The following is a 25,921-nucleotide window of genomic DNA, read 5'->3' as shown; positions in this document are numbered from 1 at the left end:
GGCGGTGGGCGGATGGCCGTGCGGGAACGCCTCGACGCCACCCTGGCCGCGCACGCCTGGGTCTGCGAGCACCTGCTCGACGTGCAGCAGCTGGTCACCGACGCCTTCCGGCAGCCCGACGGCCCGGCCGCCGCGCCCGCGCAGGAGGCCCGGGACCTGCTGCACCGGCTCGGCTGCCTGTCGCTGGCCCTCGACCGGCTGGTCGACGACCTCGACGGGATCGACCGGTCGACGGACGCGGGCGAGGAGGCCCTGGCCCGGCTGCTGACCGGCCCGTGCGAGGTCCGGTTCACCGCCGCCACCGGCGAGCCGGTGCAGGTGCAGGCGATGGACGTCCAGGAGATCCTGCTCGCGGCCCGCGAGCATGTGGCCCGGATCCGCCGGATCGTCGACGCGTACGGCCGGGACCGGCTGGCGGTCCGGGCGCAGCGGCTGCGTTCCTCGGTCGAGCGGCTCCGGCAGCTCGCGACGGAGGCCGCCGGCGAGGGGCTGGGCGACGGGACGGATCCCCTGGCGGCGCTCGCGCTCGACGGGCTGCTGGACCGGCTCACCGCCGCCGAGGCGGCGGGCCGTGGCCAGTGGTGGCGGGGGGACGTCCAGCCGGAACGCGACGACGGCTCGCTGCGGGCCGCCGTCGACCGCGCGGTCGAGCGGACCGACACCGCGCGGCGCCGGCTGCGCCGGGGCTGCCACGCGGAGCTGACCGGCCGGCTGGAGGCGTACCGGCAGAAGGCCGCCGACGAGGGCCGGGCAGAGCACCCGCGGGTCGAGCTGGCCTACCGGGAGGCACTGGCCGCACTGCGCCCCGACGCCTTCACCGTGACCGCCGCGAGCCGGGCGGTGCGGGCCTACCAGCAGGCCGTGAACGGGGGTACGCGATGACGGCGAGCCGCGGCTGCGCGGAACGCAACTGCCCCGGCACCGTCGACCAGGACGGGTTCTGCCGGCTCTGGGGGCACGAGTGCGTCGGGGCCGGCGCCGGGCTCAGCGCCCCCGGCGGGCCGGTCCCGGCCGCGGAGGTCGGCCCACGGCCGCTGCGCACGACGTCCCGGCCCTGGGAGCGACCGGCCGTGCTGCCGACCGCCCGGCCCCACGATCCCCTGACGGCGGTGGTGTCGCAGGCGGTCGTGCCCGAGCACTCCCGCTACTGCGGCAACACGAGGTGCCCCCGCCACCGCGGTCCCCGGCTGCCCCGGGTCGCCGGCTTCTGCCCCGACTGCGGCACCCGGTACTCCTTCACCCCGCCACTGGCCGACGGCGACCTGCGCGCCGGGCGGTACCGGATCGAGGGCTGCCTCGGCAACGGCGGGGTCGGCTGGGTGTTCCTCGCCCGGGACGAGGACATGGACGGCGCCTGGCGGGTGCTGAAGGGGCAGCGCAACCCGGAGGACCGGGAGGCCATCGCGGCGTTCGTCGCCGAGCGGCAGGCGCTGATCGCGCTGAACCACCCGAGGATCGTCACCATCACCCACGCGCTGCGGCCCGAGTCCGACCGGGACGCCGGCTACCTGGTGATGGAGTACGTCAACGGCGGCACCCTGGAGGAGGCCCGCAGCGCGGCCGGCCCGGGCGGCGGGTCCACCGCCGTGGACGTGGCGCAGGCGCTGGGATACGCCGTACAGATCCTCGACGCCTTCGAGTACCTGCACGACCAGGGCTGGCTCTACTGCGACCTGAAGCCCGAGAACGTGATGCGGGTCGGCGGCCAGGGCACCAACGACCCGATCAAGCTGGTCGACTTCGGCGCGGCCCGCCGGATCGACAACACGGTGAGCCCGGCGTGGGGCACCGCGGGCTACACCGCGCCGGAGGTGGAGCGCCTGGGGCCCGCCGGTCCGAGCGTGCGGTCGGACCTCTACACCGTCGGCCGGACCCTCGCCGCGCTGACCCTGGTGCCCCGGTCCACCGAGGTCACCCGGGTCCCGCCGGGGCAGGACGTGCTGCGGCTGCCCGTGCCCGCGCGGCTCGACCCGTTCCTGCGGCTGCTCGCCCGGGCCACCGCCGCCGCACCGGAGGACCGGTTCGCCGCCGCGGCCGAGATGCGCGAACAGGTCCGGGGCGTACGACGGCAGGTCAGCTCGGCGGCCGACGGCGTGCCCCGGCCGACCCGGTCCACCCTGTTCAGCCCGTCCGCGTGCGCCTTCGCCCTGCACACCGACCGCGACGCCCTGGACGCCGTGGAGATCATGCTCGGCCTGCCCGTACCCCTGGTCGACGGCGCCGACCCGGCCGCCGGGTTCCTCGCCTCGCTCGGCGCCGCCGACCCGGCCGAACTCATCGAGCTGCTGCGGACCGCCCCGGAGCGCACCGCGCAGGTGACCTACCGCGCCGTCCGGGCCCACCTCGCCACCGGGCGGGTGGACGAGGCCGGCCCGCTGCTCGCCGACTTCCCGGAGGAGTCGCGGGACTGGGCACTGTGGTGGCACCGCGCCCTGGTGGCCCTCGTGGGGCGGGACACCGGCACCGCCCGGCGCTGGTTCGCGCAGGTCTACGGCTGGCTGCCCGGCGAGGTGTCCACGCGGCTCGCGTACGCGGTGGCCTGCGAACTCGACGGTGACCCGCGCACGGCGGCCGACCACTACCGGGGGGTGTGGGACGCCGACCCGGGCGTGGTGGGCGCGGCGTTCGGGCTGGCCCGCTGCCTGCTGGAGACGGCGGACGCGCGCAGCGCGGCGGACGCCCTGCTGCGGGTGCCGGAGTCCTCCCGCGCCTCGACGGCGGCGGTGACCTGTGCGGTGCGCATCCTGCTCGACGCGCCGGACGACGGGCACCGGCTCGACACGGCGCTCGACGCCGCCGCGATCGTCGACAAGCTGCCTCCGTTCGGCGAACGCGAGGAGGTGGAGGCGCACATCCTGCGGATCGCGCTGGACTGCGACCTGACCGAGGAGCACCACGGCGGCCGGCGGCTTTTCGGTCACCGGCTCGACGAGGACGCCCTCCGCCGCGCCTTCGAGCGCCGCTGCCGCTCCCGCGCCCGGCGCACCGCCGACCGGCGCGAGCGGATCGCGCTCGTCGAGCTGGCCAACGCGTACCGGCCGGTGACGTGGTGGTGATCCCGGCCGCCGGCCCCGACGGAAAGAGGTCACCCGTGTCCCCCGCCAACGATCTGCCGCTGCGGCTGCGCGCGCACCACACCGAGTGCGTCTCCGCCGACGGGGCGGTCCTCGACGTGGTCGCCACCGTCCGGGGCGAGGAACCCGTCCACGCCGACGTCCGGCACGACGACCTCGCGGAGGTGATCCTGCTCGACAGCTCAGGCTCGATGGGCGCGCCCCAGGCCAAGATGCGCGCCGCCTGGCGGGCCACCGCCGCAGCCATCGACGCCCTGCCCGACGGCGTCGCGTTCGCGGTGGTGGCCGGCACCGCCCACGCCACGATGGTCTACCCGGTCGACCGGCGGCTGGCGGTCGCCGACGAGACCACCCGGGCCGCCGCCCGCAAGGCGCTGCGGCACGTGACGCCGCACGGCGGCACCGCCATCGGCACGTGGCTGCTGCTGGCACGCCACCTGCTGGCCACGCGGCCGGACGCGATCGGGCACGTCATCCTGCTCACCGACGGGCGCAACGAGTCCCAGCTCCCCGCCGACCTGCGGGCGGCGGTGGACGCGTGCGTGGGCCGGTTCACCGTCGACTGCCGCGCCATCGGCTCCGCGGACGGCGTGCACGACTGGGACGCGGCGGAACTGCTCGGCATCGCGGAGGCGCTGGGCGCCAACCCCGTCGTGCCGGTCGAGGACCTCACCGGGCTCGCCGACGACTTCCGGGCGGTGCTGACCCGCGCGATGTCCCGGCGGGTCCCCGACGTCCGGCTCCGGGTGCGTACCACCGGGCTGGCCCGGGTCCGCTTCGTCAAGCAGGTGCACCCGGCGCTGGCCGACCTGAGCGGGCGCGGCGAGCCGGCCGGCGAGCTGGGCACCGACTACCCGGTCGGCGCGTGGAGCCCGCACGACCAGCGGGACTACCACGTCGCCCTGGAGGTCGACGCGATGGCGCCCGGGGCGAGCCGGCGCATCGGCTGGTTGAGCGTCCACGCGGGTGCGGACACCACGCCGGTCGAGGTGCCGCTCGACGTGGAGTGGACCGAGGACGCCCTGCGGTACTCGGAGATCAACGAGAGCGTCGCGTACTACACCCGCCAGCAGGACTACGCGGCGGCGGTCCAGCAGGGGCTGGCCGCCGCCCGGGCGGGCCGGGTCGCCGAGGCGGAGGAGCAGCTCGGGCGCGCGGTGGCGCTCGCCCACGCCACGGGCCGCGACGACGACGTCGCCCTGCTCGCCCGCGTCGTGGACGTCCTGGACTCCGCCGACGGCCGGGTCCGCCTCAAGCCCGACGTCGACGCCCGACTCACGCAGTCCTCCCTGGTCGTGGCCCACCACACGTCCCGGTGGGGACCGCAGGAGCCGCCGGCGCAGCGGGTCGCGCCGGCCGGACCGCCCGCGCCGTGGCGGCACTGCCGCGAGGAGCAGACCGGCGCGTACTGCCAGGGCTGCGGCACCCACCACCTGTCGGCGGACCGGCCTGCCGGGCGGTCCTGACCGGCGATGGACCTGGACGTCTCGGACAAGGTCGCCAGCGTCGTCAGCGGCACGCTGGCGCTCGCCACCGCCGTCGTCGCCGTCCGCCGCCACACCCGGAGCCGGCGCGGCTGGTGGGCCGCGCTGCGCCCGGTCTGGCGCGGCGAGGCCGACGCCGGCATCGTCCACCCGCACCGCTTCGGCGGCTACGTCAAGCCGCTGTCCGAGGTGTACGTGCCGCGCCGCGCGGTGCCACGGCTCGCCCCGTCCGGCGACGGCGACAGCGTCGACGTGGCGGACCTGCTCACCGGCGCCGGCAACGTGCTGCTGATCGGGGAGCCGGGCAGCGGGAAGACGGCGCTCGTGCGCTACGAGAGCGCCCGCTCGGCGCAGCGGTGGCTCGCCGGGCGCGGGCGGCGACGGCGCTGCCCGCCCGGGCCGGTGCTGGTGAGCCTTCCGGCCGTCGCCCTGGTGCACCAGCCGCTGTCCGCGGCGCTCGCCGAGGCGTACCCGCGCGACGGCGCCCCGCTCGACGTCGACCAGGCCCCCGTCCCCGGCCGGCGGTGGCTGGTCTGCGTCGACGCGCTCGACGCCGTCGCCGACCCGGACGAGCGGGCCGTCGTCCTCAACCGCCTCGCGGAGCTGGCCCGCTCCCCCGGCCCGGCCGGCCCGCCGAGGCCCTGGCGGGTCCTGGTGACCACGCGGCACCTGGCGGAGGACGAACTGGCCGTGCTGGGCGACGGCTATCCGGCGTACCACCTGGCGCACTTCACCGACGCGGACGTGGCGCTGCTGGCGGCCCGCTGGTTCCCCGACGGCGCCACGGCCCGCACGTTCCTGGACTGGACCCACGCCCAGCGCATCACCGGGCCGGTGCGCAATCCGCTCACCGCCACCGTCGCGGTGCTGGTCTGGGAGGGCGGGCAGGTGGAGGCGGCCACGCCGGCGGGCCCGGCCGCCCTGCTCGACGAGTTCGTCCGCGCCCTGCTGCGCGGCGGCCGGGCCAGCCTCGACGCCGCCTGCGCGGCGCTGCGGCTCCGCCCGCCCGACGGAGGGGCGGTCGCCGCCTGGCTGGACACCCGGCACACCGACCTCGTCGAGGTGGCGGCGACCGCCGCCGCCGCTGGCGGCGACCCGGTGGCGGCGGTCGTCGACTGGTCGGCGGCCCACGCCCCTGCTCCCCCTGCGACGGTGCTGCCCGACTGGCCCGCGCGCGTACGGCAGATCCTGCTCGCCACCGACCTCTTCCGGGCCGACCGCCACGCCCTGGCCTCGGTCTGGCCCAGCCTGGTGGAGTACCTGGCGGCCGGACCGCTCGCCCGCGACTGGCGGCCGGACGAGTGGGTGACGCTGATGAACACCGGCTCGGCCCGGTTCGTCGCGTTGCAGGCGATCAGCCGGGCCGCCGTCCCGCCGGCCTTCCTGCGCGCCCGGCTGACCGAGCCGGTCGGGGCGATCGCCGCCGGTCACCTGCTCGCCGGCCGGGGCACGGCCGCCGGCGGCGCGCCGGCGTTCCGGGCCGACGTGCTGGCGGCGCTGCTCACCCACTGGTCCGACGGCGCGGACGGCCCCGGCGGCCGGGACGCCGCCCGGGAGTGCTTCTCGCTGTTGACCACGCTGGCGGCGGACCGCGCCGACCGGGACCTGTTGCACGAGATCGCCACGGATCCGCAACGACCGGGTGAGATCCGGCGGGCCGCGGCGCTCTTCTTCGCCCTGCGCACCCGCAACGCCCACCGCTCCCGGGCGGTGCGATGACCGACGGAGCGGTGGGCGTCGCGGGTGTTCGCCTACGCCGCCCGCTGCGGGCCGACGACGGTCCAGCACAGGCCGGCGGGATCGCGCAGCGTCACCTGACGCGACGGATCCGCCGGCGTCTCGACGCGGGCACCGGCGGCCACCGCCCGCCGCAGCACCGACTCGGGGTCGGTCCGCTCGATGGTCAGCACGTCGTCGCGGCTCTCCACCGTCGACGGCGCGCCCGCCTCGTACCACTCGCTGACGGTCAGGCGGTGGCCGCCGACGGCCAGTTCCGCGTGCAGGACGTGCCCGTCGAGCAGACACTCCCGCACGATCGCGACGGCGTCGAAGACATCCGTGTAGAAGGCGATGGCCTCGTTCGTGTCGCTGACCGTCAGGTGGGGACCCGGCCGGTGGTTCTGTGCCCTCATGTGACTGGTGCCGCCCTTCCCCTACTCGGCGATCCGGGTCCGACCGGTCCAGCGGAAGACCACCGGAAGGTCGACCGCCAGCGGGGTGGCGCCCCGTTCGAAGTGCTCGTACCCGCCGTAGTGCAGGACCTTGATCTTCTCCTCCACCCGCGCCACCTGACGGCTGCGCAGGTCGGCCGGCAGATCGACCGGACCGCCCTCCAGGACGACGTCGATGACGCCGACTGCGTCCCGGGTGACCGGATCAGCTTGCGAAACGTCCTTCATGGCACGACCTCCGTCGCATTCCGCACACCTCGGACGAGCCGCCGCACTGCGGCGGACGCGTCCACACAGGCCTGACGACACCCGTTGCCGGGTGAACGGACGCCTCGCGGTCGAACGTCCTTGTCCGGTGACCGGGCGCCCGTTCTGCTGCGAACGTAATCCAGATCACATTCGGCGGACACCCTTAGGCCACCCCTAGGAACGGCCCTGGGCAGCGACGACGTCCCCCGCACCGGTTACCCGGGTGCGGAGGATCACTCCCAGCGGAAGAACCGGGTGGCCGCCGCGGAGCCGACCACGGCCGTCACCGCCAGCGCGATCAGCTGGGGCAGCTCCGGGTTGGCGCCCGCCCACGCCGCACCGAGGGTGTCCACCGTGGCACCCAGCGGCGAGTAGTCGGCGATGGCGGCCAGCGCGCTCGGCATCCGGTCGCGCGGCAGCCAGGCGCCCGCCAGGAAGAGCAGCGGGAAGAACAGCGCGGGGCCGATCGACTGCGCCGCCCGGGCGGACGGCGCCAGCGCCGCGATCAGCAGACCGACGGCGAAGAGGCACGCCACCCCGAGCAGGAAGGCCAACACGAAGCCGGGAACGTTGGCCGGCGCCGGCTGGTCCAGCAGGAACCGTACGGCGATCGCGGTGACCACCGCGCCGAGCACGCCCATCACGAGGTTGACCACCACCTGCGCCACCAGCAGGAGGCCGGGCTGCACCGGGGTGGTCGCCAGGCGGCGCAGCACCCGGCGTTCCCGGTAGATGCCGAGCGCCATCGGCAGGGTGAAGAGCGCGAGCATGCCGATGGTGAGGGCGAGCGCCAGGGACGGCAGGAAGGTCTGCTCGGCGTGCTGCCCGGTGTCGGCGGCCGTGCCGGCGCGCTGCGGCAACCCGAAGACGAGCATCAGGCCGATCGGCAGGGCGAAGACGAAGAACAACGACACCGGTTCCCGGAGGAACAGCTTCGTCTCGACGGCGATCAGCTTGGACAGGGCGCTCACGACGACCTCCCGTCGGTCGGGGACTGCGCGGCGGTCCGGCCCGAGCGGCCGGTGAGGGAGACGAACGCGTCGTCGAGGGTGGGTTGCTCGACCCGCAGCGCGTCGTAGCGGATCCCGCGCTCGTTGAGCACGGACAGGACCGACTGGAGCACGTCCTTCGTGCCGGTCACCGTCACCTCGTCGCGGTAACGGGACACCCCCGTCACGTCGGGCGCCGCGAGCAGCAGGGCGTCCTCGACCGGCTCGGCGGGACGGAAGTGCACCCGGTGCTCGCTGCCGACCCGGGTGAGCAGGCCGGCGGGGCTGTCGATGGCCACCACCCGCCCCTTGTCGATGATCGCGAGCCGGTCGCAGAGGCGTTGCGCCTCCTCCATGAAGTGGGTGACCAGCACGACGGTGACGCCCCGGTCGCGGATCCGCTCGACCAGGTCCCAGGTGTCCCGGCGGCCCTGCGGGTCGAGGCCGGTGGTCAGCTCGTCGAGGATGGCGACCTCCGGCCTGCCGACCAGTGCCAGGGCCACCGACAGCCGCTGCTTCTGCCCGCCGGAGAGCTTCTGGAAGTAGGTGTTGCGCTGCTCGGCCAGGCCGAGGTCGGTCAGCAGCTCGTCGATGTCGGCCCGGTTGCGGTAGAAGGACCGGTACAGGTCCAGCGCCTCCCACACCCGTATTTTGTCCGGCAGCTGGCTCTCCTGGAGCTGGGCGCCGACGCGCTGCCGTACCTCCGTGCGGTCGCGGACCGGGTCGAGCCCGAGCACCCGGATGGTGCCGCCGTCGGGACGACGCAACCCCTGCACGCACTCGACCGTGGTGGTCTTGCCGGCCCCGTTCGGGCCGAGCACGCCGAAGATCTCGCCCTGTTCCACGGTGAAGGAGACGTCGTCGACCGCGATCTTCTCGCCGTACCGTTTCTGCAGATGATCGACTTCGATGACCGGCATTGGGGGTGGTCCTCCTTCACGTGCGGGTTGCCGTCGAGAAGGGCGGGACCCCTCGGCTGATCGCGGCGTCGGCTTGCGGGAACGGGCCGGCCGGCCGGCGCCAGGCCGACCGACGCCCGACATCATCCGGCCAACCGATGTGTCGATCAACTGATCAGCTGATAAATCGGGGGTATCGAACCGGGAATCGACCCGGGACAGGGGTGCCGACCGCGAACGCGGCGCGGGGGCAGGGGTGCTGTCCGGTCACCGCAGGGTGTCCGGCCACGCGTACCGGTCACCGGCGGGCCGGGCAGAACGGCAGCAGCTCGTCGAGTCGGGTCAGGACGACGTCCGGGCCGGCGGCGCGCAGGGTCTCCTCGTCGGACTCGCCCCACAGCGCGGCCACCGCCAGCACCCCGGCCGCCCGCGCGCTGGCCAGGTCGCTGGGGGCGTCGCCGACCATCAGCGCCTCCCCGGGGCGGGCTCCGAGCAGGCGCAGCGCCCGCCGCACGATGTCCGGAGCGGGCTTCGGCCGGGGCACCTCGTCCGAGCCCACCACGTGGTCGACCAGTGGCAGCAGACCGAGCCGGCCGAGCAGGTCGCGGGCGCGGACCCCGCTGCGGCCGGTGGCCACGGCCAGCCCGATCCCCCGCCGGCGCAGGGTGCGGAGCAGCTCCGGCACCCCGTCGACGGGGGTGACCCGGTGCGCGAGGCGGTTGCTCTCCCGCACGAACGGTCCGGCCAGCGTCGCCGGCAGGCCCATCAGCTCCAGCACCTCCGGCAGGTACCGGCCCGGGTGGCGGCAGTACTCCTCGACCGGGGCGACGCCGTCGCCGACCACCTCGGCGTACGCGAGGGCGAACGCCTCCCTGGCCACGGCGAGGCTGTCGACCAGCACCCCGTCGAGGTCGAGCACCACGGCCCGGACACCGCCCGGTACCGCCGTCCACGCCGTCGCGTCCGCGACCACCGACGTCACCTCCCGCCCGTCCGACCCGGCCGCGCCGCCCGGTAGGGGTGGCAGGCCGGGGTGCCCCCGACTACGGTCAGGACCGTCGTTCCGGGCCCACCGGCGCGGCGCACCGCGCCCACCTGGATCCGCCGGCGCCCCACCGACCCTACCGGCGTCCCGGGTGCCCGTCGTCCGGCCGCCGCGGCACGCCCGGCCGGACCGGCCCGGGCCCGAGCCGCTGGAGAGGGGTCGCACCATGCCGCTGCTGAGCTGGCTCGCGGGAGGCACCGACGAGCGTCCGGACGCGATCCGCGTCGACGACCGCGCCGTGTCCTGGGTGGAGCTGCGCCGCCTGGCCGCGGCGGTGGCCGACGAGCTGCACGGCGTCGACCGGGTCGCCATCGAGGCCACCGCGACCCTGGAGACGGTGGTCGGGGTGGTCGGCGCCCTCACCGCCGGGGCGGCGGTCGTGCCGGTCCCGCCGGACGCCGGGCCGATGGAGCGCGACCACATCCTGCGTGACTCGCGAGCGACGGCGCTGCTGGTCCCGGCCGGCGCGGAGCGCACCGCCGGGGGCGCGGGCCGGGCCGTCGTGCCCGTCGACCTGAGCCGGCGCTCGGACACCGTCCACCCCGAGCCGGACCCGGCCAGCACCGCGGTGATCCTCTACACCAGCGGCACCACCGGCGCCCCGAAGGGCGCCGTGATCTCCCGCCGGGCCGTCGCCGCCTGCCTGGACGGGCTCGCCGACGCCTGGGCGTGGACGCCGGACGACCTGCTGGTGCACGGCCTGCCGCTGTTCCACGTGCACGGGCTGGTGCTCGGCGTGCTCGGGCCGCTGCGGCTGGGTGGCCGGCTGCACCACGTGGGCCGGCCGCGACCCGAACGGTACGCCGCCGCCAACGGCTCGATGTACTTCGGCGTGCCGACCGTGTGGTCCCGGATCGCCGCCGACCCGGACGCGGCCCGGGCGCTGCGTCCGGCGCGGCTGCTCGTCTCGGGCAGCGCGGCGCTGCCGGCAGCGGTCTTCGCGGACCTCGCCACCCTCACCGGGCACCGGCCCGTCGAGCGGTACGGGATGACCGAGACCCTGATCACGGTGAGCGCCCGGGCCGACGGTCCGCGCCGGCCGGGCACCGTCGGGCTGCCGCTGCCCGGCGTGCGTACGCGGCTGGTCGACGAGAACGGCGCCACGCTCCCCGCCGACGGGGCGGCGATGGGCGAGCTCCAGGTCGACGGCCCCACCCTGTTCGACGGCTACCTGAACCGTCCGGACGCCGACGCGGCGAGCCGCACCCCGGACGGCTGGTTCCGCACCGGGGACGTCGCCACCGTCGACCCGGACGGCTGGCACCGGATCGTCGGGCGGGCGTCCACCGACCTGATCAAGAGCGGCGGCTACCGGATCGGCGCCGGCGAGGTGGAGGACGCCCTGCTGGCGCACCCGGGGGTCCGCGAGGCCGCCGTGGTGGGCACCCCGCACCCCGACCTCGGCCAGCAGGTCACCGCGTACGTGGTGGGCGACGGGGTGGACGGGGCCGAACTGATCGACTTCGTGGCCCGGCACCTGTCGGCGCACAAGCGGCCACGCGAGGTACGCCTGGTCGACGCGCTGCCCCGCAACGCCCTCGGCAAGGTGCAGAAGACCAGGCTGACGGCGGACTAGGGCCGGACGGCCGGGATGCTGATCGCGGTGGCGACCAGTCCCCGCTCGACCAGGAACCTGCCGGCGAAGGCCGTCACCGGGATCCCGCCGAGGACCGGGCCGGGCACCAGCAGCCGGGCCTCGAACGTGCCGGCCGGATCGATCACGATGTCCGCCTCCGAGAAGTCCAGCCACCGGCCGGTGAGCGGGAACCACGCCTTGTACACCGACTCCTTCGCGCTGAACAGCAGGCGGTCCCAGCAGACGGCGGGGCGGGCCGCGCCCAGCGTGGCGGTGCGCGCCCGCTCGGCCGGCAGGGCGATCGCGTCAAGCACCCCGTCGGGCAGCGGCGCGTGCGGCTCGGCGTCCACGCCGAGGGTGGCGAACGCGGTCGTACGGCCGAGGACCGCCGCCCGGTAGCCGTCGCAGTGCGTCATGCTGCCGACCACGCCGGCCGGCCAGACCGGGGCGCCGCGGGCGCCGGAGACGATCGGCACCGGCGCGAGGCCCAGCTCGCCGAGGGCCGTGCGGGCGCAGTGCCGCACGGTGGTGAACTCCCGGCGACGCTTCTCCACCGACCGGGCCACCAGCGCCTCTTCCTCGGGGAACAGGGTCAGGTCGGCGGGGTCCGTGAAGGCCTCGGCCACCGCCACGGCGGGGGGCAGGATCTGCTCGATCACGTCCGCCGATGCTAGGCGTTGCGGCGAGCCGCGCCGCGCCGGCACCGACGGTACGGTGCACCATAGGGGTCGGGTACGGGTGCCGGGCCACGCGGGCGGCTGCCAGTCTGGGGGCGGGCCCCGGTTCCATGGGCGGGGCACGCGGATCTTGGTCGGATGGATGCGGGAAAGTGATGCTCACTGGCAAGGTGGTGCGGTTCGACGAGGTGCGGGGCTACGGGTTCATCGCCCCGGACGACGGCAGCGACGACGTGTTCGTGCACGCGAACATGTTGGACGGCGACAAGTGGGCGCTGACGCCCGGTGTCCCGGTGGAGTACGAGGCGGTGGGGACCGACCGTGGCCCCAAGGCCGTGCTGGTGCGGGTGGTGGGCGCTGCCGGGGGCGGGGAGCGGAACGGGGCGGCCGGCACCGCGGCGCCCGCACGGGCCGGCGTGGCGTTCACCGGCGGGCGCAGCAGGGACGGCGGGCTGGCCACGGGCGGTGCGGAGGACGACGAGGGGCTGTGCGACGTGCTCTCCGAGAGAGCCTTCTGCACGGAGACCACCGAGGCGCTGGTCACCTCCGTGTCGGACCTGACCGGGGCGCAGATCGTGGCGGTGCGTGCCCGGATGCTGGACCTTGCCAGACGGCACGGCTGGGTGGAGGGCTGACCGCGGGGCCGACGTCGGTGGACCGCCGCCCACGGCCCGGTCGGCTCAACAACCGCCGGCGATCAGCAGGGACTTCCTGATCCGGCCGAGCGGGCTGCGCGGCAGCTCGTCGACGAAGTGCACCCGCCGGGGCCGTTGACCCGCGGAGAGATACCGGCCGACGTGGTCGATGAGCACCTGCGCGGTCAATCCCTCGGCGACGACGTACGCGGTGACCTGCTCGCCGAGCGCGTGGTGCGGCGTGCCGACGACGGCGGCCTCCCGGACGCCGGGATGGCTCAGCAACGCCTCCTCGATCTGCCCGGCGTGCATCCGCCGGCCCCGGCAGTGCAGCACGTCGAGCCCGCGCCGCCCGATGATCCGGTACGAGCCGTCGGCGGCCACGGTGGCCAGGTCGCCGGTGGCGTGCCAGTGACCGGCGGCAGCGCCCCGCCCGCCCTCGACGTAGCCGCTGAACAACGTCGGCCCGCAGATGCTCAACTCGCCGACCGACTCACCGTCGGCCGGCACCGGTCGGGCCTCGCGGTCCAGCACCCGGGTCTCCACCCCGGGCAGGGGGGTGCCGACGGCACCGGCGACCGTGGGGTCGTCGGCCCGCCCGGTCAGCGCGATGAGCGTCTCGGTGGTGCCGTACGCCTGGACCGGCGTGTGCGAGGTGAGCAGCCGGAGGCGTTCGGCCACGGCGCGGGCCAGTGGGGCGTCCGCGGAGATCAGGATCCGCGCCGCCGACAGCGACCGGGCCCACCGGGCGTCCAGCGCGATCTTCGCCCACTGCTCGGGCAACCCCAGGTACATGGTGCCGACCGGTCCGGCGGCGGCGTTGCGGTCGAGGTGGACGAAGCGGCTGCCGACCCGCAACGCGCCGAGCAGGCCGACGACCAGGCCGTACGCCCGGAACAGCGGCGCGCCCTGGACCACGACGTCCTCTTCGCTCCACCGCCACGCGTCGGCCAGCAGGTCGAGGTCGGCGGCGATGGCGCGACGCGAGATGCGTACCCCGCGCGACGGCCCGCCGGCGCCCCCGGTGTAGAGGATGACCGCGTCGGTGCCCGGCGCCGGCTCAGGGTGCGGTGTCGAGGAGCGCTCCCGCAGGTCGACCGGGACGGTGGGCAGCCGGTGGGTGTCGGACCGGTTGCGGCCGAGGAGCACCGTCGCCCCGGACTGCCGCAGGATGCGGCCCCGTTCGCACTCGTCCGCGTCGGGGGGCAGTGGTACGAGCGGGACGCCCGCGTGGACGGCGCCGAGCATTCCCACCACCGTCTCCAGGGTCGGTGTGCCGTCGACGGCGACCGCGACCGCACCCCTGATCCGGTCGGCGACCGCGGTGACGCAGCCGAGCAGGGCCTCGCTGGAGAGCGTGCCGCCGCCCACCGTGACCGCATCGGCCCGGTCCGCGCCGAATCCCCGCAGCGCCGGCAGCAGTGTCATCTGCGCTATCCCCTGCGGAGGGCGGCAACGAGTCGCGGCAGCAGGTGGAACATCACGACGGCCACAGAACCCTTCAGGTCACGGGGAAGGCCCCATATCCGACTATCCCGATGGTGGAAACGGGTGCCCCGAAATTAGGCCGGGCTATCGGCCCGGCACAACCCCTAGCTGCCCGGACCGGGTCCCCTGCGAGGGCGACAGGCCAGGTAGGACAGGATCTCGTCCGGTTTTCGACAGCGGCGGGCCGGACCACCCTTTCCCGTGGCCGACACTATGGATGGACGACGACTCGCCGACAGTGGCGGACATTGGAGTCGACTTTTGACAAGAAATTGTGGATCAGCACTAATGGAGCGCCAAGACATTGATGTCGGTTACGCTTATCCGACCGCATTCCGTCGGCCCTGCAGCGACACCGTTGCCCACCGACAAGCCCCTGGGCGCATAATTCTTTTTTAACAACATAATCGGTGAATTTCCCAAAGGTCCGAATCGGGTGGCGCATCGGCGACGCGCGCCGAGTCCCGATCCCGGGCGACCCGGCGGCCCGCAGTCGCACTTCGGGCAGGCGATGTCGCACGCCGCAACAATCGGGAACCTTTAACAATTGTCGAGCCGCCCACCCGGGCCCGGAGCGGCTCGTCGCCGACCCGGGCCCGGCGAGCCGGCAGGCACCCCCGATCCCCTTCCGGACGACAGCGCTCCCACGCCGGTCCGCACCGCGCCCGGGGCCACCGGCCCACCCGCCGGCCATGCTGACACTGAGTTGAGCAGCGCTTACACGGGATGACCCTCGAGGGCTTCCGACCCACCCCGACGCGGGACGGCCGCCGCCGGGAGGGCGGCTTCGCCGCCGACGGGTCGACGACGGGAGCGCCGTCGCGGTGACGATATGGACACGCACCGGACGCTTAGCACGCAAGAACGGGTCCGCCAATCGCCGAGCGGGCCGGAAAAGGCGCGACCAATGGGCCACGACGCCATGCTGTCACGTTACGGGACCGCCCGGCGACTTTCCGCTGTCAACCGTACGCACGAAGGCCCGCTCGGGCCGACGCGAGACAGAACCGATGTTTGCTCATCCTTTACAAACCTCGGCTTGCCGCCCAATTGCCGAACTGCCATACTCCCACCATCACGGTGGTCGATAGGGGGAAGGCCGGCCCGGAGAGGCTGGGAATTATCACCGACGCTGGTGGGGGCGCGACCCGGAGTCGCCAGCCGGTCAAGTCGATCGATGGTTCGCCGGCCATGCTCGACGGTCGTCTATATTTGCTAATAATGGAATGGGTCAAGAATTGCCGGTCTCCGATTTCGTCGAGCTCCAGGGGCGCGCAGGGCGGGCGGCCCCTCCGGTGACCGCGGACCGCACGTTCCTCCGGGGGCCGCGTCGATGGAGCTGACCGAGCGGTCGTGCCTGCTCAGCATGCTGGAACGCCGGCTGACGGACCTGTCCCGCACCGAGGCCTCCCCCACCGACCGGACCGTTGCCGTGCTGACCGGTCCGGTCGGCTCCGGCAAGACCACGCTGTTGCAGACCTTCGCCCGGCGGGCCTGTGACTCCGGGGCGCGTGTCCTCGGCGCGAGTGCCTCCCGCGCCGAACGCACCGTCCCGCTGGAGGTCATCCGGCAGCTCGTGCGGGCGGCGCCGTTGAGTGGAGCCGGCAACCCCGACCTCTGGGCCCGCCTCGGGCGGCTGCTGGACGCGGGCGCCCTCACCTGGACCGACGCCGACGACACGGACCACGAGGACACCGCCCTGGCCACCGCCGCGATCGGTGGGGCCCTGCTGGAGATGACCACGCAGGGGCCGCTGGTCATCGCGGTCGACGACGTCCACCACGCCGACGTGCCGTCGCTGCGTTGCCTCGACTACGTGGCCCGACGGATCTCCGGGCTACCCGTGCTGATCATCCTGACGGAGGCGCCGCGCACCCGGCCGTGGCGGCCCGACGTGCACGCCGAGCTGTTGCAACCCGCGCGGCTGCAGCGCATCCGGCTGCCGCAGCTCACCGCCGACGGGACGTTCCAACTGCTCGCCCGGCGACTCGGCGTTCCGGTCGCCCGGACCATCGCCGAGGAGAGCCATCGGATCAGCGGCGGCAACCCGCTGCTGGTGCAGGCGCTCGCCGAGGACCAGGCGGCCGCGCCCCGGCCCGCCGACCGTCCCGTGACCGGGGAGTCGTTCCGGGAGGCCGTGCTGAGCTGCCTGTACCGCTGCGACCAGCTGGTACTCAACGCCGCCCGCGTGCTGGCGGTGACCGGCGAGCCGCTGCACGGCACCCTGCTGCCCCACCTCGTCGACGCACGGTTCCGGGCCGCACTCGGTGCGATCGACGACTCGACCAGCGCGGGACTGATCACCGAGCAGGGGCTGCGCCATCCGGCGGTGAGCCAGGCCGTCATCGACGGCATGACCGCCGAGGAACGCGCACGGCTGCATCTGGAGGCGGCCTGCCTGCTGCACGACGACGGCGCGGCCCCGGCCCGGATCGCGCCGCATCTGGTCGGGATCGACGAGCTGACCGAGCCCTGGATGGCGCAGACCCTGCTGGACGCGGGCGAGCAGGCGTTGCGCGACGGCGAGATGGAGACCGCGCTGCGTTACCTGCGCCGCGCGCACCGGGGCGGCGCCGGCGAGTGCCTGCGGGCGCGGATCCGTTCCGCGCTGGCCCGCGCCGAGTGGCGTCTCGACCCGCAGGCCGCGATCCCCCACCTGGTCGGCGTCGTCACCGCCATCCGCGCCGGGCACCTCGGCAGCCAGCAGGCCGCCGGCGCCATCCATTACCTGCTCTGGCACGGCGAGATCGACAAGGCCGTCGATCTCGTCAACCACCTGAGCGAACGGGCGGACAGCGTCGACCCGAGGTCCGCCGCCGAACTGCTCGTCACCACGGCCTGGATGTCGACCCTCTACCCCGGCGTGATGGTCGACCGCCCCGCACCCGCCGTGGCCGCCCGGGACCCGCTCACTCTGGCCAAGGTCAAGCGCGGGATCGAGGGCGCCACCCTGCTGTCCGCCGTGCTCGACCGCGGCGACGCCAGCGCGGTCGAACAGGCCGAGCGGGCGCTGTCGACCACCGGGCTGGACGACGAACCGAACATGTGGACCGCTGTCTGCGCACTCATCGCCATAATCTACGCCGACCGGCTGGACCTGGCCGACGACTGGTGCGACCGGCTGGGCCGCAACCCCGCCACCCCGCGCTACCCCACCCCGTCGGCGACGCTCGCGGCACTCCGGGCGGCCGTCGCCGGACGGCTCGGCGACCTGCCCCGCGCCGAGAAGCTGGCCGACGAGGCGCTCGGTCAGCTCTCGGCGAAGGGCTGGGGAGTGGTGATCGGGATACCGCTCGCCGTCCGGGTACGGGCCCTCACCTTCATGGACCAGCTCGACGCGGCAGCGGCCTCCCTCCAGGTGCCGGTGCCCGCGGCGATGTTCGAGACCCCGATCGGGCTGCACTACCTGCAGGCCCGCGGGATGCACGCCCTCGCCGCGGGAAGCCCGGAGGCGGCCCTGGCCGACTTCCAGCTCTGCGGGCAGCTGATGAACCGCTGGCGGCTGGACTTCTCGGGCCTCGTCCCGTGGCGGACCGAGTCCGCGCGGGCATTGCTCCGGATGGGCCGCCGTCAGCAGGCCGGCCGGTTGGTCCGCGAAGAGCTGGCCCGGCTGCGGCCCGTGCACGTGCGGCACCGGGCCGCCGCCCTGCGGGTCCTGGCCGCCACGGAGGACGGGCCGGACCGGATCCCGCACCTGCGCAGCGCCGTCCGGCTGCTGCGGCAGTGCGGTGACCGGATGGAGCTGGCGCACAACCTGGCCGACCTCGGTCAGGCCTACCAGCAGGCCGGCGACCGGCGGCAGGCCCGCGTCGCGGCGCGGTCGGCCCGGGTCCTCGCCGAGGAGTGCGGGATCCCGATGCTGCGGCCCGGCCTCTCCCCCAGGAGCGGCGGCGCCGAGGGCGCCGGCGCGACGGCCGTCGTCCGGGGACTGACCGACGCGGAGTGCAACGTGGCCACCCTGGCCGCCCAGGGCCACACCAACCGCGAGATCGCCGAGAAGCTCTTCCTGACCGTCAGTGCCATCGAGCAGCGGCTGACCCGGATCTACCGGAAGCTGGACGTCACTTCGCGCAGCGACTTGGCCGCCCGACTGCGCATGAACCGACCCGGCGCGACGGTCCTGGACCCACCGCCGCGAGGCAGGGACGACCCGGGCCACCGGCCCGCCGGGCCCCGGCCGCGCTGACCTTCGCCGGTCGACCACCTCTCCTGCCCCGCCGACCGTCCCGGCTGCCGCTCCTGCACCGCCGACCGTCCCGGCCGCCGCTCACCGCCGACCATGGCCTCCTGGGCCTGTCCACGGACCGGTTCGTCGACCTGCCGTCGCGCGAGGTCCGCACGACCACGTCGAACGGCACCCGCGGCCACCTTCGGCGTGGGCCGTCGCCGGCCGTCCGCCGCCGTTCGCCCCGGCTTCCGCCGGTCTTTTCAGTCGACTGTGGAAGGTTGGGCTCGGCCGCCACCTGCGCCGACCGTCGCCGCGCGTCCGCAGCCCAGCACTGAGCGTGCAACCGGGCGTGCGTCGCGAAGCCCGATGTGACACCATCAAGCCGCACACCCGACACCAGCCACTCACCGTGTCGCCATCTCCCCCGCCGGGTCGAGTCCGACACCCCTTCATCGCACTTCGCGCAACCCCTAAATATGTTTCGGGGCCGCAGGTTTGTGCGCGAAACGATGGGGTCTCGCGCCCGTTGTCGCACACCCACGCCGGTGCCAGACTCCCCTCAGCACGCGGACCGTACGGCGAGAACCCCCGGTCCGGCGAAAGAAGTCCAGGTCCACCCGGCACGGCGGCCCGGTGCGCTCCACCCCTACCCGGAAGACGCGGGTGGAGGGGCGGCTGTCCGGCAAGGGGGAGGCGGCGTCGGCAACACCGGGGTTCCCGGTCCCGCGCCGCGTACGAGAAGGGCTGACACGTTGGTGTTGGTGCAGCAAGAGGAACAGACGACCCGTCTCCGGCGCGCATTCCAGGCTTGTGAGGACCAGCAGCGCGGACACGTCGCGCTGGTCACCGGCGCCGTGGGCAGCGGCAAGACGAGCCTGCTGGAGTCGTTCAGCGAGTGGGCGGCGGGCGCCGGCGGGCAGGTGCTGAGCGCCGCCGGCTCCCGGGCCGAGCGCGGGCTCCACCTGGGAGTGGTCGGGCAGCTGTTCCACGGTGCACGGCTCACGCCGGAGGCCGCGGCCCGGGTCGAGAAGCTGATGCGGGACGCCACCTTCGCCGTACCGCTGCCCGAGCCCGGCGCTGAGGCGGCCGACGGCGACCGGGCCTGGGCCCCCCTGCTGCACGGTCTCTTCGCCACCCTGCTCGACCTGACCGCCGCCGGACCCCTGGTCCTCGTCGTCGACGACGTGCACCACGCGGACCCGGCCTCGCTGCACTGCCTTCTCTATGTGACCCGCCGGCTGCGCCACGCCCGGATCATGGTCGTGCTCGCGGAGGCCTCGACGCTGCGCCCGCCGCACCCGCTGTTCCGCGCCGAGCTGCTCAGCCAGCCGCACTTCTCCCGGATCGGCCTGCCGCCGCTGACCGTCGACGCCGTCGCCCGGCTGGTCGGTGGCGAGGCCGACAACGCCGACGCCCGGCGGACGGCGGAACGCTGCCTCCGCATGACCGGCGGCAATCCGCTGCTCACCCGGGCGCTGCTCGAGGAGCGGGCCAGCACGGAGACGAACGACGAGTACGGTGCGCCGGTCGGCGACGCCTTCGACCAGGCGGTGCTCGGCTGCCTGTACCGGCACGAGCCGGGGGTGCGCCGGGTGGCCCAGGCGCTCGCGGTGCTCAACCGGCCCGCGACGACCGACCTGCTCGGCCACCTCCTCGACGTGGTGCCCGAGTCGACGGCCCCGGCGGTACGGGTGCTGCGCACCTCGGGCCTGATGGAGGGCGACCAGCTGCGCCACCCGCGCATCCTGCGGTCGATCCTCGGCGACATGTCGGCCGACGAACGGCGGAGCCTGCACCAGCGCGCCGCCGAGGTGCTGCACGACCACGGCGCCGAGCCGAGCGTGGTCGCCGAGCACCTGGTGGCCGCCGGCTCGGCGAGCGCGCCCTGGGTGGTGCCGGTGCTCCAGGACGCCGCCGGCCACGCCCTGGCGTCGGGCCGGCCCGACGTGGCCGCCGCGTGCCTGCGCCTGGTCTCCCGCGCCCCGGTGGACGCGCAGCAGCGGACCGCCACCACCGAGATGCTGGTGAACGCCCGCTGGCAGATCAACCCGCTGACCGTGAACGGGCAGCTGACCGAGCTGGTGGAGACGGCGCGGGCCGCCGGGTGGTCCACCGACGCGGGCCTGTCCGCCGTGCCCTACCTGCTCTGGCAGGGCCGGGTGGACGAGGCCACCGAGGCGGTCAGCGCCTTCCCGACGGACGAGGAGCACGGCCCGGCCGGCACGGCCGGTCGCCTGCGGATGATGCAGCTGCTGGTCTCCCTCTCCCACCCGGAGCACCTGGCCACCGTGCGGGAGACCCCGAGCACCTGGAGCCGGGCGGCGAGCGCGCCGACCACGATCAGCCCGCTGCTCCAGGCGGTGACGGTGCTCGGCAGCGCGCTGACGCCGGCCGCGGACAACGACACCGTGGCAACCGCCGAGCAGCTTCTCCAGCGCCACCACACGGACGACGGCGCGCTGGGTCTGCTGACCGCTCCCCTGCTGGCGCTGCTCTGGGCGGGTCGGTCCGACCGGGCCGCGGCCTGGGGGGACGTGCTGCTCGGCCGGCCGGTGGCCCAGCACGCCCCGGTGTGGCGGGCCGTCATCCGGGCGGTCCGGGCGGAGGCGGCGTTGCGCGTCGGCGACCTGCCCGGCGCGGAGCACCACGCGCGGGCGGCCCTGGAGGACATGCCCGCCCCGGCCTGGGGGGTGGCCATCGCCGGCCCACTGGCCACGTTGGTCGCCTGCGCGACGGAGTCGGGCCGGTTCTCCGAGGCCGAACGGTGGCTCGCCCACCCCGTCCCGTCCGGCATGTTCCGCACCCCGCTGGGCCTGCACTACCTGGCCGCCCGGGCCCGGCACCACCTGGCCGTGCGCCGGCCGCACGCCGCCACCACCGACCTGCGCCGGTGCGGCGAGCTGATGCGCGCCTGGGGCATCGACGCGGCCGGGCTGGTGCCGTGGCGGCTGGAGCTGGCCCGGGTGCAGCTCAGCGTCGGCAACAAGACGCAGGCCACGCAGCTTCTCCAGGAGCAGCTACGGGTGCCGCACGGGGTCGACGACCGCACCCGGGGCCGGACGCTCCGGCTGCTCGCCACCACCGCCGCTCAGGACCACCGGCGCAAGCTGCTCTCCGAAGCGGTCAACCTGCTCCAGTCCAGCGGCGACCGGCTGGAACTCGTCCGGGCCCTCGGCGACACCGGTCAGACGCTCCAACGTGCCGGGGACTCCGCCCGCGCCCGACTGCTCGTCCGCCGGGCCTACCAGCTCGCCCAGGACTGCGGCGCGTCGGTGCTGGCCCAGCGGCTGATCCGCCGGGAGCCGGGCAGCGGACTGCCGGCGTACCCGGCCGCCGCCGAGTTGCAGGAGCCGGACGACGGGCTGAGCGACGCCGAACGCCGGGTCGCCGCGCTGGCCGCCCAGGGACACACCAACCGGCAGATCTCCAGCAAGCTCTTCATCACCGTCAGCACCGTGGAGCAGCACCTGACCCGGGTCTACCGCAAGCTCGACGTCAAGCGGCGCACGGACCTGCCGTCCCGACTCGTCGCGTACGCGGAGGCGCTGGCTGACGAGACCCAGGGCGCCGCGTCCTGACCGACGTCGCGGGGGCGCGGTGGGTGTGACCCACCGCGCCCCCGCGGCGCGTACGACGACCGGGAGATCAGCCGACGGCCAGCCCGACGGTACGACGGGCCGCCGCCTCGTCGCGGTGTTCCAGCACGAGGTCGGCGGCGGCGGTGACCCCGCCGGCCTGCCGCATCCGCCGGCTCCACAGCTGCGCCCGCGCCCGGAACGTCTCCTCGCCCAGCAACCGCGCGAGCTTGGCCAGGACGTCCTCGACGTCCAGCGAGTCGGCGCGCTCGACGGACAGGGCCACCCCGCTGTCGACCGCGCGCACCGCCCCGTCGGGGCAGTCCAGCCAGAACGGCATCACCAGCTGCGGCACGGCGAAGTGGACCGCCTCGTGGATGGCGTTGGCGGCGCCGTGGTTGAAGAAGACCCGCACGTGCGGGTGGGCCAGCACCCGGTGCTGCGACGGCACCCACGCCTCCACCCGCAGGTTGCCCGGCAGCCGCTGCGCCGGCGGCAGGAGGTGCTGCTGGCGCGCGGGCACCTTCCACAGCACGGCGTGCTCGGGCCCGAGCCGGTCGGCGATCTCGACGATCGCGTCCACCTGCCCGCGCGACAGCCGCATGATGGTGCCGAAGCCGACGTAGACCACCGAGGGGTGCTCGTCGAGCCACCGGGTCAACTCATCGTCACCGTCGACCGGCGGCAGTTCCCTGGGCACCACGGGACCGAGCATCCGCAGCTTCTCCGGGGCGGTCGCGAAGGGGTACTCGAAGCCGAACACCGTGTACGCCATGAGCGCCTCGGCGGCCTCGACGTAGCCGGCCGGACGCATCTCCGGGTTGTGGATGCCGGCCGCCTTGCGGGCGGCCACGGCCGCGAGGCTGCGCCGCAGCCGCTGCGGCTCCATCAGTGCCCGCACCAGCCGGTTGCGGAAGCCGACGTTGGCCGCCTGCTGCCGGGGCGTCATCCGCTCCGGCAGCCCCGAGAACGGGGCGGGGTAGCGCGTCGGCAGCTGCTCCTGGAAGAAGTTGGACGGCGGCAGCGAGATGCTGACCACGTAGGGCAGCTGCCGGGTCTGCGCCGCGTCCATCGCCCAGCTGGCGAGGCTGTCGATCACGGCCACCACCGGCCCGACCTCGTCGATGACCTGAAGGCAACGCCGGTAGAGCTGCCCCACGTGGTCGTAGTCGGTGCTGACGTCGAGGTACCGGGCGAAGCTGGTCGCCCGGTCGCCCGTGGTCAGCAGCCGGTACGTCGCGTCGTCCCAGCTGTCCGGTGACGACCGCGGCCGGGCCGGGCCGAGCGAGACGAACGAGACCTCGCCCGGCCCGCGCAGTCCCTCGACGTCTGCCCGGCGATCCTCGGTCGATGCGAACCAGACGTTCCCGACGCCCCGGGCCTTCAACTCGCCCACGATGCTGAGCAACGGGTTGAACATCCCCGCGCTGTTGTAGGCGACGACGAGTACCGCCCGGTCACGGTCGTTTCCGGTCATGTCCACCGTCCGTCACTCCTTTCCGCCTGTGCGGCGACCCGCGCCGTCCGACCCTGGAGTACGCCGCGCCGGCGGGCTGTTCGTGGAGCCGTTCGGTCTGCGGCGGATCGACATCGATACATATCGATGCAGCAACGTGCGGCGAAGCTCGGGTCAAAAGGGCTGGCACTCCGGAACGGCCGGGACCACGAGCTGGCGCCCTCTGCACAGACTGCCACGGGTCTCGTGGCAGCGCTCGCTGGAGAGGCGGGTTATGTGCCGATTATTTCGGACTAACCTACCATGTCGATATTCGTGCCTGCCGATGGGGTGCAACCACCGACGCCGATGGCCCGGGCCGCGGAAGCGGCTCGGGCCATCGGCGTCGAGGTGGTACGGGAAACGGAGGCGGGGACCGCCGGGCTGCGCGCGCCCCTCTCGGGGCCACGCGGTCCGCGACCGCGGTTCGGCTAGTCCACGGCGCGGCGCATGAAGCCACGCATGCCGATCATCGAGAACACCACGAAGACCCCGGCGAGGACGCACATGCACAGCCAGAGCGGCAGCGACTCGACCCCCGGCGGACCGACCAGCGACCGGGTCCCCTCGCTGATGTAGGTCAGCGGGTTCAGCGAGCAGATCACCTGGTACCAGCGCAGCGAGTCCAGGCCCAGCAGCGGGAACTGGGTCGCGCCGGTGAACATGATCGGGGTCATCACCACGGTGAACATGATCTGGATGTGCTGCGTCGGCACCAGCGTGCCGAAGGCGAGGCCCACCGCCGCACCGACCAGCGCGCCGATCGCCAACACCCCGACCACCTTGAGCACGACCGCCCAGGGCCAGGTGACACCGAGCATGAGCATGCCGACCGGGATCAGCACCACGCCGGCGATCAGGCCGCGGATGCCGCCGAAGACGATCTTCTCCAGGGCCACCAGCGGAATCGCCATGGGCGACAGGAGGCGGTCCTCGATCTCCCGGGTGAAGGAGAAGTCCATCATCATCGGCAGCGCGGTGTTCTCCAGGCCGATCAGGAAGGCGTTCAGCGCGATGACGCCGGGCAGCAGCACGTTGGAGAAGTCGTCGCTGGCGTAGCCCAGGTCGCTGAGCACCTTGCCGAAGATCAGCAGCATGAACAGCGGCTGGATGAAGACCTGGAGCAGGAAGCCGATCAACTCCCGGCCGGTGACGAACAGGTCCCGCGAGAGCACCGCCCGGAACGTGGCGAACTGGTCCAGCGCGCGCACCGGCGGCGGCGACGAGGCCGGCGACGGCGCGGACGGGGGGGCGGGGGCGGCGACGCTCACCGAAGTTCCCTTCCGGTCAGGTGGATGAAGACATCTTCCAGGCTGGGCTGGCCGATGTTCAGGTCACGAACCTCGCAGCCCAGGTCGGCGAGGATCTTCATCGCCATCGGGATGGCGTTGGCCGGCTGGCCGCTGGTGTAGACCCGGAAGGAGAGCGGGGCGTCCGGGTCGACGGGCGCGTCGGGGGCCGGCGCGGGCACCGGCATCGCCGGCATGCCGGGGAACGCCGGCGCGGCGGCGGGCGCCGGGGCGGTCACCTTGAAGTGTTCCACCTGCTCCACGTCGGGGATCGCGTCGAGCGCGGCCCGCACCTCCTCGGCGGGGGCGCCGGGGGTCACCACGAGGGTCAGGGTGCTGCTGCCCGGCAGCGTACGGGTCAGCGCGGACGGGGTGTCCAGGGTGAGCAGCTTGCCGTGGTCGACGATGCCGACGCGGTCGCAGAGCTTCTCCGCCTCGTCCATGTCGTGCGTGGTGACCACCACGGTCACCCCGGACCGCTTCAGCTCGGCGACCCGGTCGTGCACGAAGAGCCGGGACTGCGGGTCGAGACCCGCGGACGGCTCGTCGAGGAAGAGCACCCGGGGCGAGTGCATCAGCGCGCGGGCGATCATCGTGCGCTGGGCGAGGCCGCCGGACAGGAAATCGGTACGGTGGTTCGCGAATTCCTTGAGCCCCATCTGGTCCAGCAGCTCGTCCGCCCGCCGGATGCGCTCCGCCCGGGGCACGCGGTGGTACGCCGCGTGGAACAGCAGGTTCTGCCGGACGGTCAGCGCCCGGTCCAGGTTCACCCGCTGCGGTACGACCGCCAGCAACTGCCGCGCGACAGCGGGCGCGCCGATCACGTCCGCGCCGCACACCCGGGCCCGGCCCGAGGTGGCCCGCACCCGAGTGGTCAGCACCCCGATCGTCGTCGTCTTGCCCGCGCCGTTCGGCCCGAGCAGGCCGAAGACCTCACCGGCGGCGACGGAGAAACTCAGCCCGTCCACCGCCGGTGGCATGTTGGGCTGGTACCGCTTGACCAGCTCCGTGACCACCACTGCCTCGTCCACGTCGTCATGCTCCGTCCTGCAACGTCGGTTCGATAGATGTGTGTGCGCCGATAGGGGGCGCTAGGGGCACGCCAGG

Annotated in this window: 18 protein-coding genes; 8 read left to right on the top strand and 10 right to left on the bottom strand. The window is 74.4% G+C overall.

Annotation, left to right across the window (positions count from 1 at the left end; all coding sequences use genetic code 11):
- The first annotated feature begins 12 nt into the window (after nucleotides 1-12).
- The 4 genes from ACPXCB_RS25685 to ACPXCB_RS25670 are packed head-to-tail and all read left to right on the top strand — an operon-like array spanning nucleotide 13 to nucleotide 6,277.
- Entirely contained in the window at nucleotides 13-882 is an 870-nt protein-coding gene (locus ACPXCB_RS25685; protein ID WP_425878172.1) for a hypothetical protein, read from the top strand.
- Complete coding sequence (locus ACPXCB_RS25680; protein ID WP_425878170.1) at nucleotides 879-3,056, top strand: tetratricopeptide repeat protein; 2,178 nt, start codon at nucleotides 879-881, stop codon at nucleotides 3,054-3,056. The genes ACPXCB_RS25685 and ACPXCB_RS25680 overlap by 4 nt, the downstream gene beginning before the upstream one ends.
- A gap of 35 nt (nucleotides 3,057-3,091) precedes the next feature.
- On the top strand, nucleotides 3,092-4,540 hold the full coding sequence (locus ACPXCB_RS25675; RefSeq protein WP_425878168.1) for a VWA domain-containing protein: 1,449 nt from the start codon (nucleotides 3,092-3,094) through the stop codon (nucleotides 4,538-4,540).
- Nucleotides 4,541-4,546: 6 nt separating this feature from the next.
- Nucleotides 4,547-6,277: a hypothetical protein gene (locus ACPXCB_RS25670; RefSeq protein ID WP_425878166.1), complete on the top strand. Its 1,731-nt coding sequence runs from the start codon at nucleotides 4,547-4,549 to the stop codon at nucleotides 6,275-6,277.
- Between the two features lie 32 nt (nucleotides 6,278-6,309).
- Here ACPXCB_RS25670 and ACPXCB_RS25665 read toward each other — a convergent pair whose 3' ends face one another.
- From ACPXCB_RS25665 to ACPXCB_RS25645, 5 genes are all read right to left on the bottom strand, one after another.
- Nucleotides 6,310-6,690 carry a VOC family protein gene (locus ACPXCB_RS25665; protein ID WP_425878164.1) on the bottom strand — a complete coding sequence of 127 codons (381 nt, stop codon included), beginning with the start codon at nucleotides 6,688-6,690 and terminating at the stop codon, nucleotides 6,310-6,312.
- 21 nt (nucleotides 6,691-6,711) lie between these two features.
- Complete coding sequence (locus ACPXCB_RS25660) at nucleotides 6,712-6,957, bottom strand: DUF5988 family protein (RefSeq protein WP_425878162.1); 246 nt, start codon at nucleotides 6,955-6,957, stop codon at nucleotides 6,712-6,714.
- A gap of 254 nt (nucleotides 6,958-7,211) precedes the next feature.
- Nucleotides 7,212-7,949, bottom strand: a complete 738-nt coding sequence (locus tag ACPXCB_RS25655) for an ABC transporter permease (protein ID WP_121397818.1) — start codon at nucleotides 7,947-7,949, stop codon at nucleotides 7,212-7,214.
- Entirely contained in the window at nucleotides 7,946-8,887 is a 942-nt protein-coding gene (locus tag ACPXCB_RS25650; RefSeq protein WP_425878160.1) for an ABC transporter ATP-binding protein, read from the bottom strand. Before ACPXCB_RS25650 ends, ACPXCB_RS25655 begins: the two co-directional genes overlap by 4 nt.
- A gap of 277 nt (nucleotides 8,888-9,164) precedes the next feature.
- Nucleotides 9,165-9,839, bottom strand: coding sequence for an HAD-IA family hydrolase (locus ACPXCB_RS25645; RefSeq protein WP_132240274.1), 675 nt, complete (start codon nucleotides 9,837-9,839; stop codon nucleotides 9,165-9,167).
- A gap of 238 nt (nucleotides 9,840-10,077) precedes the next feature.
- Between ACPXCB_RS25645 and ACPXCB_RS25640 the strand changes: the two genes are divergently transcribed.
- The gene (locus tag ACPXCB_RS25640; protein WP_425878157.1) at nucleotides 10,078-11,487 is read left to right on the top strand and encodes an acyl-CoA synthetase; all 1,410 of its coding nucleotides are present in this window, start codon (nucleotides 10,078-10,080) and stop codon (nucleotides 11,485-11,487) included.
- Here the strand turns inward: ACPXCB_RS25640 and ACPXCB_RS25635 are convergent.
- Nucleotides 11,484-12,146 carry a 4'-phosphopantetheinyl transferase family protein gene (locus ACPXCB_RS25635; RefSeq protein WP_425878155.1) on the bottom strand — a complete coding sequence of 221 codons (663 nt, stop codon included), beginning with the start codon at nucleotides 12,144-12,146 and terminating at the stop codon, nucleotides 11,484-11,486. The genes ACPXCB_RS25640 and ACPXCB_RS25635 overlap by 4 nt on opposite strands.
- A 173-nt stretch (nucleotides 12,147-12,319) precedes the next feature.
- On the opposite strand from ACPXCB_RS25635, the gene ACPXCB_RS25630 reads away from it, so the two are divergent.
- Entirely contained in the window at nucleotides 12,320-12,799 is a 480-nt protein-coding gene (locus ACPXCB_RS25630) for a cold-shock protein (protein ID WP_425878153.1), read from the top strand.
- A gap of 45 nt (nucleotides 12,800-12,844) precedes the next feature.
- Here the strand turns inward: ACPXCB_RS25630 and ACPXCB_RS25625 are convergent, their stop codons facing one another.
- The gene (locus ACPXCB_RS25625) at nucleotides 12,845-14,227 is read right to left on the bottom strand and encodes an AMP-binding protein (RefSeq protein ID WP_425878151.1); all 1,383 of its coding nucleotides are present in this window, start codon (nucleotides 14,225-14,227) and stop codon (nucleotides 12,845-12,847) included.
- A gap of 1,393 nt (nucleotides 14,228-15,620) precedes the next feature.
- Here ACPXCB_RS25625 and ACPXCB_RS25620 point away from each other — a divergent pair.
- Together ACPXCB_RS25620 and ACPXCB_RS25615 are read left to right on the top strand one after the other, a co-directional pair.
- Complete coding sequence (locus ACPXCB_RS25620; protein ID WP_425878149.1) at nucleotides 15,621-18,473, top strand: AAA family ATPase; 2,853 nt, start codon at nucleotides 15,621-15,623, stop codon at nucleotides 18,471-18,473.
- A gap of 743 nt (nucleotides 18,474-19,216) precedes the next feature.
- The gene (locus tag ACPXCB_RS25615) at nucleotides 19,217-22,033 is read left to right on the top strand and encodes a helix-turn-helix transcriptional regulator (RefSeq protein WP_425878147.1); all 2,817 of its coding nucleotides are present in this window, start codon (nucleotides 19,217-19,219) and stop codon (nucleotides 22,031-22,033) included.
- A gap of 67 nt (nucleotides 22,034-22,100) precedes the next feature.
- Here ACPXCB_RS25615 and ACPXCB_RS25610 read toward each other — a convergent pair whose 3' ends face one another.
- From ACPXCB_RS25610 to ACPXCB_RS25600, 3 genes are all read right to left on the bottom strand, one after another.
- Nucleotides 22,101-23,507: a glycosyltransferase gene (locus ACPXCB_RS25610; protein WP_425878244.1), complete on the bottom strand. Its 1,407-nt coding sequence runs from the start codon at nucleotides 23,505-23,507 to the stop codon at nucleotides 22,101-22,103.
- A 449-nt stretch (nucleotides 23,508-23,956) separates the two neighbouring features.
- Complete coding sequence (locus ACPXCB_RS25605) at nucleotides 23,957-24,796, bottom strand: ABC transporter permease (protein WP_425878146.1); 840 nt, start codon at nucleotides 24,794-24,796, stop codon at nucleotides 23,957-23,959.
- Nucleotides 24,793-25,845, bottom strand: coding sequence for an ABC transporter ATP-binding protein (locus tag ACPXCB_RS25600; RefSeq protein WP_425878145.1), 1,053 nt, complete (start codon nucleotides 25,843-25,845; stop codon nucleotides 24,793-24,795). Before ACPXCB_RS25600 ends, ACPXCB_RS25605 begins: the two co-directional genes overlap by 4 nt.
- Between the last annotated feature and the right edge of the window lie 76 nt (nucleotides 25,846-25,921).

This window comes from Micromonospora sp. DT62 (genome assembly GCF_049847285.1).
Lineage (GTDB): Bacteria > Actinomycetota > Actinomycetes > Mycobacteriales > Micromonosporaceae > Micromonospora > Micromonospora reichwaldensis.
Note: the sequence above shows the minus strand (reverse complement) of the source record. Positions and strands in the feature narration are given on the sequence as shown.

Coding starts and splice junctions, on each gene's coding strand:
- ACPXCB_RS25685 (WP_425878172.1), top strand. CDS start 13: ATGGCCGTGCGGGAACGCCTCGACGCCACCCTGGCCGCGCACGCCTGG.
- ACPXCB_RS25680 (WP_425878170.1), top strand. CDS start 879: ATGACGGCGAGCCGCGGCTGCGCGGAACGCAACTGCCCCGGCACCGTC.
- ACPXCB_RS25670 (WP_425878166.1), top strand. CDS start 4,547: ATGGACCTGGACGTCTCGGACAAGGTCGCCAGCGTCGTCAGCGGCACG.
- ACPXCB_RS25665 (WP_425878164.1), bottom strand. CDS start 6,690: ATGAGGGCACAGAACCACCGGCCGGGTCCCCACCTGACGGTCAGCGAC.
- ACPXCB_RS25660 (WP_425878162.1), bottom strand. CDS start 6,957: ATGAAGGACGTTTCGCAAGCTGATCCGGTCACCCGGGACGCAGTCGGC.
- ACPXCB_RS25650 (WP_425878160.1), bottom strand. CDS start 8,887: ATGCCGGTCATCGAAGTCGATCATCTGCAGAAACGGTACGGCGAGAAG.
- ACPXCB_RS25640 (WP_425878157.1), top strand. CDS start 10,078: ATGCCGCTGCTGAGCTGGCTCGCGGGAGGCACCGACGAGCGTCCGGAC.
- ACPXCB_RS25630 (WP_425878153.1), top strand. CDS start 12,320: ATGCTCACTGGCAAGGTGGTGCGGTTCGACGAGGTGCGGGGCTACGGG.
- ACPXCB_RS25625 (WP_425878151.1), bottom strand. CDS start 14,227: ATGACACTGCTGCCGGCGCTGCGGGGATTCGGCGCGGACCGGGCCGAT.
- ACPXCB_RS25620 (WP_425878149.1), top strand. CDS start 15,621: ATGGAGCTGACCGAGCGGTCGTGCCTGCTCAGCATGCTGGAACGCCGG.
- ACPXCB_RS25610 (WP_425878244.1), bottom strand. CDS start 23,507: ATGACCGGAAACGACCGTGACCGGGCGGTACTCGTCGTCGCCTACAAC.